At 49.0% G+C, this 14,778-nt stretch carries 12 protein-coding genes; 8 read left to right on the top strand and 4 right to left on the bottom strand.

Translation table 11 applies throughout. The annotated features are described in order from the left end of the window. Positions 1-57 precede the first annotated feature (57 nt). The 7 genes from pilM (at position 58) to ACYQ8U_RS18320 (ending at position 7,686) form a co-directional block, all read left to right on the top strand. On the top strand, positions 58-1,116 hold the full coding sequence (gene pilM, locus ACYQ8U_RS18350; protein ID WP_459947015.1) for a type IV pilus assembly protein PilM: 1,059 nt from the start codon (positions 58-60) through the stop codon (positions 1,114-1,116). 25 nt (positions 1,117-1,141) lie between these two features. Beyond that, positions 1,142-1,720 (top strand): PilN domain-containing protein, encoded by a 579-nt coding sequence (locus ACYQ8U_RS18345; RefSeq protein ID WP_459947014.1) that lies wholly within the window; start codon positions 1,142-1,144, stop codon positions 1,718-1,720. Between the two features lie 63 nt (positions 1,721-1,783). After that, positions 1,784-2,401, top strand: a complete 618-nt coding sequence (locus tag ACYQ8U_RS18340) for a type IV pilus inner membrane component PilO (protein WP_459947013.1) — start codon at positions 1,784-1,786, stop codon at positions 2,399-2,401. Between the two features lie 104 nt (positions 2,402-2,505). Then, the gene (locus tag ACYQ8U_RS18335) at positions 2,506-2,955 is read left to right on the top strand and encodes a pilus assembly protein PilP (protein ID WP_459947012.1); all 450 of its coding nucleotides are present in this window, start codon (positions 2,506-2,508) and stop codon (positions 2,953-2,955) included. A 3-nt stretch (positions 2,956-2,958) separates the two neighbouring features. Beyond that, positions 2,959-4,818, top strand: a complete 1,860-nt coding sequence (locus tag ACYQ8U_RS18330; RefSeq protein ID WP_459947011.1) for a secretin and TonB N-terminal domain-containing protein — start codon at positions 2,959-2,961, stop codon at positions 4,816-4,818. 55 nt (positions 4,819-4,873) lie between these two features. Continuing rightward, positions 4,874-6,775 (top strand): hypothetical protein, encoded by a 1,902-nt coding sequence (locus tag ACYQ8U_RS18325; RefSeq protein WP_459947010.1) that lies wholly within the window; start codon positions 4,874-4,876, stop codon positions 6,773-6,775. 44 nt (positions 6,776-6,819) lie between these two features. Further along, on the top strand, positions 6,820-7,686 hold the full coding sequence (locus tag ACYQ8U_RS18320) for a hypothetical protein (protein WP_459947009.1): 867 nt from the start codon (positions 6,820-6,822) through the stop codon (positions 7,684-7,686). A gap of 95 nt (positions 7,687-7,781) precedes the next feature. On the opposite strand, the gene secB is transcribed toward ACYQ8U_RS18320, so the two are convergent. The 3 genes from secB to ACYQ8U_RS18305 all read right to left on the bottom strand — a co-directional run bounded on the left by secB (position 7,782) and on the right by ACYQ8U_RS18305 (position 11,733). Next, on the bottom strand, positions 7,782-8,258 hold the full coding sequence (gene secB, locus ACYQ8U_RS18315; RefSeq protein ID WP_459947008.1) for a protein-export chaperone SecB: 477 nt from the start codon (positions 8,256-8,258) through the stop codon (positions 7,782-7,784). A gap of 171 nt (positions 8,259-8,429) precedes the next feature. Further along, complete coding sequence (uvrA, locus tag ACYQ8U_RS18310) at positions 8,430-11,264, bottom strand: excinuclease ABC subunit UvrA (protein ID WP_459947007.1); 2,835 nt, start codon at positions 11,262-11,264, stop codon at positions 8,430-8,432. A 37-nt stretch (positions 11,265-11,301) separates the two neighbouring features. Then, positions 11,302-11,733, bottom strand: a complete 432-nt coding sequence (locus tag ACYQ8U_RS18305) for a CoA-binding protein (protein ID WP_459947006.1) — start codon at positions 11,731-11,733, stop codon at positions 11,302-11,304. A gap of 198 nt (positions 11,734-11,931) precedes the next feature. On the opposite strand from ACYQ8U_RS18305, the gene glyQ reads away from it, so the two are divergent. Further along, positions 11,932-12,798 (top strand): glycine--tRNA ligase subunit alpha, encoded by an 867-nt coding sequence (glyQ, locus tag ACYQ8U_RS18300; protein ID WP_459947005.1) that lies wholly within the window; start codon positions 11,932-11,934, stop codon positions 12,796-12,798. Between the two features lie 2 nt (positions 12,799-12,800). On the opposite strand, the gene ACYQ8U_RS18295 is transcribed toward glyQ, so the two are convergent. Next, positions 12,801-14,756 carry an amylosucrase gene (locus ACYQ8U_RS18295; RefSeq protein ID WP_459947004.1) on the bottom strand — a complete coding sequence of 652 codons (1,956 nt, stop codon included), beginning with the start codon at positions 14,754-14,756 and terminating at the stop codon, positions 12,801-12,803. Between the last annotated feature and the right edge of the window lie 22 nt (positions 14,757-14,778).

Genomic DNA, 14,778 nt, shown 5'->3' with positions numbered 1-14,778 from the left:
TGCAAGCCCGGCTTGTTTTTTTTGGGCTACTTATTCATTTCTTCCATTCCGTCTGCCATGAATTTGCCGTTTGTCACTCAAAATGAACTGGTAGTTGGCCTTGACATAGGATCCCATGCCGTCAAGGTTTGTCAGCTGAAACGAACTTCAAACGGCTACGCGATCGTCACCCTCGGCAGTACTGTTCTGCCGGAAGGGGCAGTGGAAGACGGCACCCTCAACGATCCGGAAGCCGTCAGCAAGGCAATCTCCGATCTCCTGCAAAATTTAAAAATCAAAAACAAGAAGGTTGGCTTCTCTATCTCGGGCTACTCGGTCATTGTCAAGAAGGTTAACCTGGCCGTTATGGATGATGCGCACTTGGAAGAGCATATCATGGCCGAGGCCGAGCAATACATCCCTTTTGATATAGAAGACGTGTATCTCGATTTTCAGGATCTGAAAACCGGCGTGAAAGAGACGGACAGAACCGACGTTATGCTGGTAGCTGCTAAAAAAGAAATTGTCGACGACTACCTGGACATGCTCCGTGACCTCAAGCTGAACCCGGTGGTTGTCGACGTTGACGGCTTTGCCTTGGAAAACAGCTATGAATATAACTACACGAAAAATGAAAATGTCGCTTTAGTGGATATTGGCGCCTCAAAAATGAGCATCAACATTCTCTCACGCGGGATATCCGTCGTTGCCAGAGACATAATCGTCGGCAGCAGACAATTAACCGAACAGATCCAAAATGTTTTCGATCTTGACTTCGAGGAAGCGGAAGCCCTTAAATTAGGGGCCACGCAGGATGAGGAAAAACGGCAGGAAATTGAAGAGATTTTCGCAACGACCTGCACGCAGTGGATTCTTGAAATCAAGAAGGCCATCGACCTGTACCACGCCAACCATGCGGATCACCCTCTGAAAAGACTGATTCTGAGTGGAGGTGGCGCTAAGGTTTCCGGTCTCGTAGATTTTCTTGCCCAGGAAACGGATTTACAGGTGGAACTCTTTAACCCGTTTCTGAAGATGGTCTCGAACGAACAAAAAATTGATCCGGAATATCTCAAAAATATTGGACCGGAAATGGCTATCGCCACGGGAATAGCTCTCCGATCCTCTGTTATATAATTCTTCACATTGTCAAAGGTCCAGCATGCTTAAAATCAACCTGCTGCCGGTTCGGCAACTCAAAAAACAAGCCAAGGCGAGACAACAGCTTTTCGGCATGTTCCTTTTATTTATACTGGTTCTTGCCCTTGTAGCTGCTACCGGTGTTCTGCAGGCCCAAAAAATCTCCGGCCTGCAAACCGATATTGCCGCACTGCAGAAGGAAAAAAATTCCTACAAGCCGACATTAGACAGAATTGCCAAATTGAAAAAAGATCGCGAAGAACTTGACAGAAAAACCGGAATAATCAAACAACTCAAGACGGATTCTTCGCTGACTGTTCACACTGTTGATCAAGTTGCCAATCGAATAGATAATCAACGGATGTGGCTCGAATCCCTCAACCAGCAGGGTTCGTCGTTACAATTAACCGGTGTGGCACTTGATAACCAGACCATTGCTCAATTTATGGACAATCTCAAGGAATCTCCATTTGTGCAGGATGTCACCCTGGCCGGTTCTTCTCTGAAAGTGGTATCAGGCAGAAACCTGAAAAGTTTCGAATTAAATTGTGTTGTTGCACAGCCGGTAAAAGCAGCGCCTGAAAAGACTGATGTTAAATAATGATAAACACGTTGAAACCTGAATCTTCGGATGGCTACGTAAACAACTTCCCAATATGAGTGTATGAAAACGAGCGACGCAGCATTTGCAACCTTCATTGATGAAAAATACATACCTCTTTCGTCAAGAATCAAGCTGGGGATTACGGCTGGAATTATTCTCCTGCCCCTGGTGATTTTTTATTTTTCTTACTATCAAGCAAAAGCCGAGAAAATAGCAACTCTCAGCCAGGAAAAAGTGACGATCACCAAACAGCTTCAGGAAGTAAAAGCAAAGGCAGCTGACCTCGCCAAATTTGAGAAGGAGATGGCAGAAGCGGAAGCTCAATTCCAGGAGACCGCGGCACTGCTTCCCAAAGAAAAAGAAATCCCCAAACTTCTCAAGGACATCTCTGCCCTGGGTCGAAATGCCGGTCTTGATTTTTTGACTTTCAAACCACTTGCCGACATTCCAAAGGATTTTTATGCCGAGATCCCGGTGACCATCAATGTGCGGGGTCCCTACCACAACATGGGTTTCTTTTTTGACCAGGTCAGCAAACTTGAACGAATAGTTTCCGTCTCCAATATCAAAATGAGCTCCCCGAAAAAGGAAGGTGGAGAAATGCTGCTCAACTCGGACTGCAGACTGGTTACCTACCGTTTCACTAACGTTGAGCTCCCCAAACCACCCAAAAAGTGAAATCCATGATCTGTTTAATTGAGTATCCCAAATCAACTTTTCTCTCGAGCGTTTTCAGGACAAGGGTTCTCTGTGCATTTTTATGTGCAGGCGGCTTGGTTGGCATGCAGAACATCAGCTATGCGACGGCAACCGACACAATGGACCAAGCACAGCCTGCAGCTGCCGATTTCAGTACACAATTTGAATATGTACTTGAAAACAGACCTGATCCTTTTATGCCCTTCATTACCGAAAAAGCCGCGACATCAACTGCTGATATGAATGAAATCGTTGATAAAAGCGAACCTCTTACGGGCATGCAGCTTTTTGAACCCGGTCAGCTTACCCTTGTGGCATTACTGAAGAAAAATGCCGAAGATGTGGCCATGGTTGAGGATTTTACCGGCAAGGGCTATATCCTCCTTGAAGGTACAAAAATAGGCAAACGAGGTGTTATCAAAGATATCGCCGCCAATGCCGTTATTATTGAAGAGACTGCCGTAACACGGGCAGGAAAGGAAATCATCACCCAGGTGGTGATGACACTCAAGAAAGAAGAGGGAGAAGAATAGAAAATGCTTAAATGGCTAGACAAAATACAAGCGGCTGTTTTCATCGCATTTTGCATCTTATTCGTATTGCAGACCGAGAAAGCATGGTCTGACAATGAAGTTTCCTACGAAATAGCTGATATTGCCGTTGTGCTGTCAGGCGATGCGATTACGTACACTCTCTCCGGAACCGTCCCACCGGTATATAATGTAACGGAGCGATTTACTCCCTTTAGAGTTGTCGTTGATATTGCCGGAGCATTTTACGGCAAGAATCTTGCGCCGGAAAAAGCCCAGCTTCCGGAAAACTCTTTCGCGACACTCAATGTACTGGACATCAAAGACCAGCCCCCTGCCCGCATGCGCTTTGAGTTCACCTTAGCCGACAGCCATGATTACGCGGTTGAAAAACTTGGCAACAGCCTGGTTATCAAATTGTTTCCGGCAGCGTTAACAAAAACGCCTGCCGCAGCCGCACAACTGCCTGGAGTAAGGTCGCTGAATGATTTCAAGGTGGTGAGCACACCACATACCACCACCATCACCATCAGCTCCAATGGGCCTCTGGAAAATTATACTGTCGACACCATCAGCAGCGGGCCTAATAGACCGCCACGGATGTTTATCGACATTGCCGATGTGGCTATCAACGAATTGGTTCCTGAAAAATATATCGGCACCTCTGTCGACAAAATTCGCGTCTCTCCACATGGTACTGGAGCTCGTATCGTATTTGACTCGGCCACTGAGGATTTATTTAAATACACCGTTGCGCCATCCGCCGATGGGTTACATGTGGTGATCGATGAGCGACCGGCGAAAACTTCTTCGACTGCCGACCCTACCCTGGACCAGCTTATCGGCTCCTCCGAAAAATTACTCAAGCAGGCTCCAGGTAAAATGGCCGCCGGAAAATCGGGCGCCAAAGCTGCGGCTCTGCAGGATGACTTCTCTTTCTCCGGATATAAAAAACAGCGTATCAGTGTCGATTTTTATAAGATTGACATTCACAATGTATTTCGTCTTTTCCGACAGATTACCGATCTGAACATCATCGTCGACGAACAGGTACAGGGGGTATTGACTCTTGCTCTTACCGATGTCCCCTGGGATTTTGCTCTGGACATTATTCTCAACCTGATGGATTTGAAGAAGGAAGAACGCTTTAACACTATCGTCATCTATCCCGCCAAAAAAGAATTCGTCTGGCCGACCCGTGCCGAAGACAATCTCGAATTCAAAGCCGACATTGAAGTTCTTCAACAGGAAGCCCTGGTCATTGAAAAATCCACCAGCCAGCCCAAAGAAGTCATGCTGGCGAAAGAGTACATGGGCAAAGCGCAAAATCTGGAGAACAGAGAAGAGTTTGAAGAAGCGGCACAGCTGTATACCAAGGCCTTTGAACTCTGGCCGCAAAATGCCAGGATATCCAATAGGCTGGCGACCCTTTACCTGGTAAATCTCGGTATGAACGCCAAGGCTGTTCACTACGCCAAAGAAAGTCTAAAACACGATCCGAAAAATGATAAGGCGGCTCTGTACGCGGCCATTGCCTCAGCCAACATGCAGAGAACATCGGAGGCCAAAGAATATTTTGCGCAAAGCATAAGCAATTCGCCGCCAATGAAAGAGGCGCTGATGAGCTTTGCCGCTTTCAGTGAAAATAACGGCCAGAACGATGCGGCACTGAAGCTTCTCGACAGGTACCACTCCGCTTACGGCGAGACCCTTGACACCATGATTGCCAAGGCACGCATTCTCGATAAAACAGGCAGGTCCAAAGAGGCGACGAAGCAGTATCTGGCAATTCTCACCTCCGGCTTTCAGTTACGTCCCGATCTAAGGCAATATATCGAAGGCCGTCTGGCTGCTAAAGATCTTTAATAAAAATAAAATGGAATCTGATTCTCTCTCAAAATTTTCAGTCCAAGAGGTTTTTATGAAGTACCTAAAATATTCTTTTGTCGCCGGTAGCCTCTTGCTACTCACCCTGCTCCTCAGCTCTTGCGCCACCGACACGAAGCAAAAAGAACAACAAGCCGCCCTCGCTCAGCAATCGGCGCAGGCCGTTGACAAGGCAGCGACGGTGAATACTCCCCAATTACCGGCGAGCCTGCCGGTCCGTTATCAGACGGCATCGTATATTGTCGATAGAGATACGACGGAAGACATATCAATTGCTGAGGAGAGCAAACTCAAGGTTGGGGCTCGTATCACCTCGACCCGCGGCCCCCAGCCGCTCTGGGATATCATCAGCCGATTGGCCTCTCTTAAAAACATGAATGTCTCCTGGGCCAGCGATGTCGATAAAAACGTGCTCGTCGATGTAAACATTGGGGCAAATGACGATTTCTACACTGCTCTCGACAACATGCTCCGCCAGGTTGATTACTATCATGAAATGCAGGGGTCTACCATTATTGTCAAATATAAAGAGACCAGACAGTTTCAGATTTCCATGCCTTTCACCAAACAAAACTATTCTACCGGCACCGGCGGAAATGTGCTGGGCAACTCAGAAATTTCAAACAGTATTGACGGCACTATCTCACTTAATAGCGAAAGTAACGAATTCGATATCTGGGATAATATAAAACTTAATTTAGATACTATTTTGCAGATCTGGACATTCCGCAGAGAAGGTGAAACGGTTAAGAGAGATACTGACAAAGTAGAAGATGAAGATGTTGCCAAAGAAGGGTCACGAAGTTATTCCGGAAAAACAGAAGTTGCACATTCTGAATCCTCTGATGTTACTAAAACTTCTTCCGCTCAAAAAGCAGGTGATGTCGGCGGTGGCGAAGGCTTTTATATAATCGACAAACCGGTTGGTCTTATTACCGTTACGGCACCACGTCCTGTACTCGAAAAAATAGATGCATATATCACCACCCTGAAAAAATCTCTCTACCAACAAATCTCCATAGAGGCAAAAATTATCGAAGTTCAACTGGACGACCACTCCTCCATAGGACTGAATTGGAACCAGATTCTTGAAAATCTAACCGTTTCTGCTGAGTATTTTGGTGGAAGTGATTATTCCAAAAACACTACAGATAATTCGAATTTCTCCAACTCAATTAACGGGTCAATTGAAGATAGAAATACTATAAGCAATACACGCAACAGAACTTTTACTAACAATATCCTCGATGGAGATACTGCTACCAGCAGCACTAATAATATCTTAAGCAGCATAGCTGGTGCTAGTGCAGCATCTGGACTTTCGGGTGCGACCATCATTGCCGATGGTCTTAATAGAAGCTTTAGTGGTGCTATTTCACTAGCCGCATTTAGTTTCGATTCCTTTCTTAATGCCGTAAGCGAGCAGGGCCAAACAAACATACTTTCTAATCCTAAATTAAGTGTATTAAACGGCCAACCGGCACTCATGACTGTTGGTAAAGTTGTCGCCTATCTATCTAATGTTACAGCAGATATAAATGACGAAACTGGAACCGTATCATACACTTCTGAAACCGAGCGAGCACTTTCCGGAGTTGGCTTAGCACTGACTGCAACCATCCTTGATAATAATCAAATCATCCTCAATCTCGTTCCCGTCACATCGGAATTAGTCGAACCCATAGAATATAGACCAGTAGGTCTGGGAGAAGTAGGACTTCCGGTAATCAATGTTCGGGAAATGAGCACAACTGTGCGAGTCAATAACGGTGAAATGCTTGTAGTTGGTGGCTTAATTTCAAATTCATCGGAAGGTGATGAAAGTTTTATTCCCGGAACTAAAAATATTCCATTCTTCAAATACCTATTTGGCTACGAAGAAAAAACGAGTAGAAAACGTGAACTGATAATTCTTTTACGACCACAAATCATTTAATTTCTTCAAAAATGAATCTATTATTTTCAGTAGGGAGAACAAATATGGACAGGCTGAAATATCTCGTCATCGGAGTTTTAGCATTATTGCTGGTCGGTTGCGGCGGCGGACAAATGGTAGTTGAAACACTGAATGTCCCTCAAGGGCCAAACCCTAATGGACTTGGCAATGGAAAAAGCATTGTCATTCTCCCTTTTGCCGATTACTCCGAGGGCAATCTTGCCTCGGCCCAACGCAGAAATATGCTCGTTACTGAATCCCTGACCGATCGCCTTATCATCAACGGATTTGGTCTACCGATCCAGGAAGACATTATCGATTATCTTGTGCAGGAAAATGTCATCAAGGTCGATACTACCAGCTCGCTTGCTTTGCAGCTGGCCGACGATGACTGGTCCAATACAATGAAAAATGAAATCAGATTCTATATGAGCCAGGTTGCAAGTGACGCCGGGCAAAATTCTTTTGGTACACATGGGCTGGACGCGAAAACAGTGGCGAAAATCGGCCAGCAATTCAATGCGGATTATATCCTCAGGGGCCGGATCCTGGAATTCAAAACCAGGCAGGGAACCTCATGGGCACCATCGCGAAGAGGCTTGTTGCCCGTGGTCTTTGAGAGCACCGGTCGATCCGTTTTTGGTTACGTCAGTTCGGATGCCTATGATGCACAGGAGAGTTCCGACGCCCTCACCTACGGCCAGGGACCAGTTGACGCGCAGGGCACAGTAGAAATGCGCATGTGGGTGCAGGAAGCGGCAACAGGCAATGTCGTCTGGAGTAACAGAGTAAGAGTGCAGGTATCGCCCGAGTCAGTTCTGGCCGACAATCAGTACGATACGCTTTTTAACACGGCGATTGAGAAAGGTGCCACAACCCTCGTCGATCATTTTGTCGCCTACGGCCTGTAAGCTGTAAGATACCGGCTGGAATAATAACAAAAAAAAAAAGGGGGGGATGCTGGCGTAACGCCGGCATCCCCCCTTTTTACTTTCGGCTTTGCCAATTAATTTTTAGCCTCTGCTTCCTTTTTCTTTTTAGCATTCTGAAAAAGAGCCATAAAGTTAACAGGTTCCATCAAAAATGGGACAAATCCGCCGTCGATCGAAACCTGGCTGACGATCTGTCTGGTAAACGGAAAGAGCAATGTTGGGCAGTCGACCCCAAGCAGCATGGCCATATGTTCATCGGGAATATTCTTCAACATAAAAACCGCCGCATGCTCTATCTCTAAAATAAACAACACCTTGCTGTCCTCTTTCGAGGTTACCTTGGAGGTAATATGCAGGGAAAGTTCCCAGTGATCGTCGTCTATCTGCTTATTGTTGAGTTGCAGGTTTACCTCTACGGCAGGATCCATCTTCTGGCGATCGGTAAATATCTGCGGCGCGTTTGGATTTTCAAACGACAGATCCTTGATGTACATTTTCTGCATTCTAAATTCCGGTTTTGCCGCCTTGTCCTTTTCGGTGTTTTCTGCCATGGTGCTCCTTGATATTATTGTAATAGTGTTATTCTGAGATAAATAGAACCCGTAAAAGCCTAAATCTTTACATGGCTATCGCGACGCATCTCCCAGCTGCCTATTCTTGATACGCGCTATTAGAACGTACTTCGCCGATTGAGGCAAGCCTTGTCAACCAATTCTCCGCAATTAAGGCAGAACTTGTTTGAGAAAATGCCCCGTATAGGATGTCTCGACTCCAGCCAATTCTTCCGGGGTGCCAACCGCAACTATTTCTCCCCCGCCATTCCCGCCTTCCGGCCCGACATCGATTATCCAGTCGGCGGTCTTGATGACATCGAGATTATGCTCGATGATGATGACGGTGTTGTCCTGATCAACGAGAATGTTCAGGACATTGAGCAGATGCTGGATATCCGCCGGGTGCAGGCCGGTGGTCGGTTCGTCTAATATATACAGGGTCTTGCCGCTGCTCCTGCCGGACAGTTCCTTGGCCAGTTTGACCCGCTGCGCCTCGCCGCCGGACAGGGTAACCGATGACTGGCCAAGGGAAATATAGGTCAGACCGACATCGTAGAGCGTCTGCAGCTTGTTTTTCACCGGCGGCACATTCTGAAAGAATTCCAGTGCTTCCTCCACGGTCATGGCCAGCACATCATGAATGTTTTTATCCCGGTAGTGAATCTCCAGGGTTTCACTGTTATATCGCCTGCCCCGGCATGTTTCACACTCGACATAAATATCCGGCAGGAAGTGCATAGCAATCTTGTTGACGCCCTCCCCTTCACATGCTTCACACCGACCACCCTTGATGTTAAAACTGAATCTGCCGGGTTTGTAGCCACGGGATCTGGACTCGGGCAGACGGGTAAAAAGGTCGCGTATATGGGTGAAGACGCCGGTATAGGTGGCAGGGTTTGACCGGGGTGTTCTGCCGATCGGGCTCTGGTCAATATCGATAATTTTATCGATCAGGCCCAGGCCGGTCAACACGGTTCCGTCCTGACTGAAACTGTCGCTTCTTTTATGCAGACCCGCTTTGGCCATGCGAAACAGGGTCTCGATGACCAGGGAACTTTTTCCCGAACCCGAGACGCCGGTCACGCAGGTCATCCCCTTTAAGGGAAACGAGGCGGTGATATTTTTCAGATTGTTGATGGTGCAGTTTTTCAGCTGCAGACAGTGTTTTGCCCCGAGACGTATCTTGCGTCTTTTCTTAGGCGTTTTTATCTGCAGACGCCCGGACAGATAGGCGCCGGTAGCCGACTGTTCATTGAGCAGCAATCCCTGGACATCACCATTGTAGACGATATGGCCACCATGAATTCCGGCGCCTGGTCCCATATCCAGGACATGATCCGCCGCCAGAATCGTGTCGGTGTCATGTTCGACGACAATCAGGCTGTTGCCCAGATCACGCAGCTCAAGCAGGGTATTGATAAGTTTCTGGTTATCGCGCTGGTGCAGACCGATACTCGGTTCATCTAAAATATACAGCACCCCGGCCAGGCGCGAGCCGATCTGCGAGGCCAGGCGAATCCTCTGCGCCTCGCCGCCGGACAGCGTACCGGCCCGCCGTTCCAGTGAAAGATAGCCCAGTCCCACATCGCGAAGAAAAGAAAGCCGGTCGACAATTTCCTTGAGGATCGACTGACCGATCTTTTTTTCCCTGGCGGTAAAGGGCAGCTTCGGCAGCTCCGCCAGAATCATTTCAATCGACAGACAGGTCAGTTCGTATATCGACCATTTACCGACCCGTACGGCCAGTGCCTCGGGCTTCAATCGTGCACCGAGACAGCGCGGACATTGCTGCTCGTTCATATATTTGGTCAGTTCCTCGCGAACCATTGGTGACTGGGTCTCGTGAAATCGACGATCGAGCTGGGGGATAACCCCTTCAAAGGGCTTCACCGCAGACATGCTGCGCTGGCCGTTGCGATAATCAAATTGAATTTCTTCCTGGCCGGAACCATAGAGAAACACCTCTCGCACCTGCTCGGATAATGTGCCGAAAGGCGTTTTCAGCGAGACATGGTAATGTTTGGCGACGGATTCGAGCATATGGCCGGTATAGGATTCCTCGTTCCGCCAGCCCCAGGGGGCAATCGCGCCATCACTGATAGACAGGCGGTCATCCGGCACAATCAGGGACGGATCAAAAAACTGTTTCACGCCGAGTCCGCCGCACTCGACACAAGCCCCCTGCGGATTGTTGAAGGAAAACAGCTGGGTGGAGATCGGCGGCAGGGAAATGCCGCAGCTGTGGCATGCGGCAAGCTCACTGAACAGTCGCTGGGTATCGTCATCGGGAAAGAGCACCAACAGAAAACCATCGCTCAGCTTGACGGCGGTGGCGACCGAGTCAGCCAAACGTCTTCTGATGGAGTCCTTGATCACCAGGCGATCGACGACAACCTCGATGGAGTGTTTCTTGTTTTTATCAAGATCGGTGACATCGTCGGCATGCAAGATGTCGCCATTAATGCGGATCCGGACAAAGCCTTCCTTGCGCACTCGGGCCAGCAGCTGTTCATGGCGGCCCTTTCGTTCGGTGACAAGCGGGGCAAGAAGAATAATTTTCTTGCCCTCCGGCAGAAGCATCAGCGCGTTGACCATGTCCTCGAGGGACTGCGCCTCGATGGGCTTGCCGCACTGGTGACAATGGGGATGGCCGCAGCGGGCAAAGAGCAGGCGGAGGTGATCATAGATCTCCGTTACCGTGCCGACCGTTGAACGGGGATTTTTGCTGGTCGTTTTCTGCTCGATGGAAACTGCCGGCGAAAGCCCTTCCAGCGAATCGACATCAGGCTTATCCATCTGGCCGAGAAATTGCCGGGCGTAGGTCGACAGCGACTCAACATAGCGGCGCTGGCCTTCGGCATACAGGGTATCGAAGGCCAGTGTTGATTTCCCGGAACCGGACAGACCGGTAAAGAGCACAAGTTTATTGCGCGGCAGATCGACATCGATATTCTTCAAATTATGCATTCGCGCACCACGAATGCTCAGGGTCTTTGGTTCCATGGAAAACTAAAAGAGAAAAGAGAGCTATTGCAGACAGTTATCTGCGGAGGAGAGTGGCATGATCCACTTTAATACACCGGTCCATGACCACGAAAATCCCTTTGCTGCGGGCCAGCTCGGCGGCGGCTTCATTGATTACTCCCTGCTGCATCCAGACCACTCGAGGCAGCGGCTTCAATTCGACAAGCTGTTCGACAATCTCAAGAACATCTTCTGATTTTCTAAAAATATCGACGACGTCGATCGGGTGAGGAATGGATTGAAGATCCGCATAGCAGGTCTGGCCGAGGATCTCTTTTTGTCCGGGATTGACCGGGTAGATGGTATAGCCGACATCAAGAAGATACCGGCCGACCATGTTACTCGGCCGGTTCTCTTTGGGCGACAGACCGACAACGGCGATGGAGGTAACCTCCCCGAGGAGGCGGGATATTTCCGCTGTGTGCTGCAGTGATTCAGGTGTTTGCATGGAATAAAGCCCGTTATTAATAGGGAAAAAGTGCAGGGAGAAACGAAGGAGAAATCGATCCACTGTGTAATAGGTAATGTGCAGATATAATTATGATCCCATAGACAAAAGTCAAGATAGCAATTATATACTACGGGGACATTTGGCCGGACATGCCCGGTCTTCCTGAAATATCATTGCCAAACATGAGGAAATTTGATGAATTTTCAAAACATCATTTTTGAGTTGAGTACCTACTGGGCGGAACAGGGTTGCGTCATCCAGCAGCCCTATGACATGGAGGTAGGTGCGGGGACATTCCATCCGGCCACCCTGCTCCGCGCCCTCGGTCCCGAACCATGGAAATGTGCCTATCCGCAACCTTCCAGAAGGCCGACCGACGGACGGTACGGCAACAATCCCAATCGATTGCAGCATTATTACCAGTACCAGGTAGTCATCAAACCTTCGCCGTTAAATGTGCAGGAGCTCTATCTGGCCAGTCTGGAACGTTTCGGCCTCAATCTCCTTGACCATGATATCCGCTTCGTCGAAGATGACTGGGAATCGCCGACCCTCGGTGCCTCGGGGCTTGGCTGGGAGGTGTGGCTGGACGGGATGGAAATCACCCAGTTTACCTATTTCCAGCAGGCCGGGTCTATTGATCTTCATCCGACCACCGTGGAGATTACCTACGGCCTGGAACGTATTGCCATGTATCTCCAGGGTGTCGAAAGCGTCTACGATATCGCCTGGAACGACACGGTCAGCTACGGCGAGATCTTTCACCAGGCCGAGGTCGAGTTTTCCACATTTAACTTCGAAGAGGCAAATGTCGAAAAGCTGCTGATGTTTTTTGACATATACGAAGAAGAAGCACTGAAACTCGTCGATAAAAAACTTATCCTGCCGGCCTATGACTACTGCCTGAAATGCTCGCACACCTTCAATCTGCTCGATGCACGCAAGGCAATCAGCGTCAATGAACGGACACGATACATCGGCCGCATCCGCAATATCGCCAGAAAAGTCGCCGAGGCCTATGTTGAACAGCGGGCCAGTATGCATCACCCGCTTCTCAAGTAAGGCTACTGATCCGTCAGCCAATAAAACCTGTACGGCGGAATAACCAGTTCCTCGTTAAACATTGCCGGTTTTTCCCCTGAATACAGGTCGCGAATCGCCCCGTTGCGAAAATAGGCTTTTCGCTCTATGTCCTTCAGATTCAGATGCTGCGGAGCATTGTCAAAATTGGCCACCACCAGGACCCTGCTGGTCGGCTGGTCATATTCAAAACGGGCAAAAACGAACAGGTGCGGGTTGCCGACATCGAGCAGTTCGCGGTTATTAAAATCGGCAAAGGCGACTATTTCCTTGCGCACGGCGATCATTTTTTTCAAGGCGGAAAACAGCCGGTATTCGACCGTGCCCGGACTATTGCGCAGTGCCGCCTTGTCCCAGTTGATGCGCGGACGATGCGCCCAGCGACTGTCGTTGGCTTTTGCCGGATCTTCGAGATAGCTGGTATCGTTTAAGGTACCTAACTCGTCGCCGTAATAGAGCAGCGGAATGCCGCCGAAGGACATGATCATCCCATGCAGCAGGACGATGATTTTTATGGCATTGTCGATCTCCGCCTGATCCCCCATATCCAGCGCCGCCTCCAGGCCGACCAGCGAAGCAAGAGAGCCGGAAATACGGCTATCCCCGGTCTTGTCATTTTGGCCGAAAGGCAGGCCGCGGGATAAGGAATCGTCATACTTTCCGGTATAATAATCTATCAGGAACTGGCGATGGGCACGCGGCTCGTAGTCGACGGCACGAATATCATTATCGTCATAGCCCAGGCCGATATCGTCATGACAGCGGACATAATTGAGCCAGGTGGCCCGCTCGAGTTTATCGGGCAGACTTTTGATACCCTGGGTGAGCAGTTTGGCATTCTTGGTCGCCACCGCATCCCACAGAAGGGCCATATAGGTGGCGTTATAGGCTATTTCACATTCCTTGGCGTTGATGGCATCTTCGCCGAAATACTTGATTATCTCGACCGGCGCAACAATGGCCTCGGCGATGAACAGGACACCCGGGGCCGACACCTGGCAGCAATCCTTCATCAGTTGCAGCAGCAGATGGGCCTCACGTTCGTTCTGGCAGATGCTGCCGATTTTCTTCCAGAGAAAGGCCACGGCATCCAGGCGTAGAATATCCGCGCCCTGATTGGCCCAGTACAAAATGATGTCGAGCATTTCGATGAACACCGCGGGATTACTGTAGTTCAGGTCCCACTGAAAGTCGTTGAAGACGGTCATAACCCACTTGCCCATCTCCTCGTCCCAGGTAAAATTTCCCGAGGCGGTTTCCGGAAAAATCTCCGGCATGGTGACTTCAAACATGTCGGGCACTTCACGGTTGTCAAAGATATAGTAATAATCCTGATACTTCAAATTCCCCTGCCGGGCCTTCAACGCCCATTCATGCTCATTGGAGGTATGGTTGAGTACGACATCCAGGGTCAGGAGAATTCCATGCTTGTGGAATTCTCCGGCCAGATTCTGTAAATCCTCAAGACTGCCGAAACGCTCGTTGATGCGGCGAAAATCACTGACCGCATAGCCGCCGTCGCTGGCCCCTTTCGGGCAGACCAGCATCGGCATGAGATGGACCATATTCACCCCAAGTTCGAGGAAATAATGCATATGCTGCTGCAATTCCGACAGATTTTTGGCGTATCCATCCGGATACTGGGCCATGCCGACCCACTCCTGACTGAGAAACCAGTTGTGATCCTGCTCACGGGCGATATCGCTCTCCTTCAGGTGGTCGGGCCGCTGAATATACTGCCTGGCCATCGTTTCAACCAGCTTCTGCATCTGCCCATGAAAATCATCACGCTTGCCGTAAAGCCGTGTGAACAGCGAATGAATGGAATAAAAATTCGCCCCTAACCGGGTATAAAAATGGCGCAGATCCTGTTTATGAATTTCAGGTTTCAGGTCGGTAAGTATCTGGTTAAGGAGGGAGTGGGATACCTGTTCGTACATTAAAAAAACTCCACAATGATGC

Source organism: Desulfocastanea catecholica, from assembly GCF_054657295.1.
Note: the sequence above shows the minus strand (reverse complement) of the source record. Positions and strands in the feature narration are given on the sequence as shown.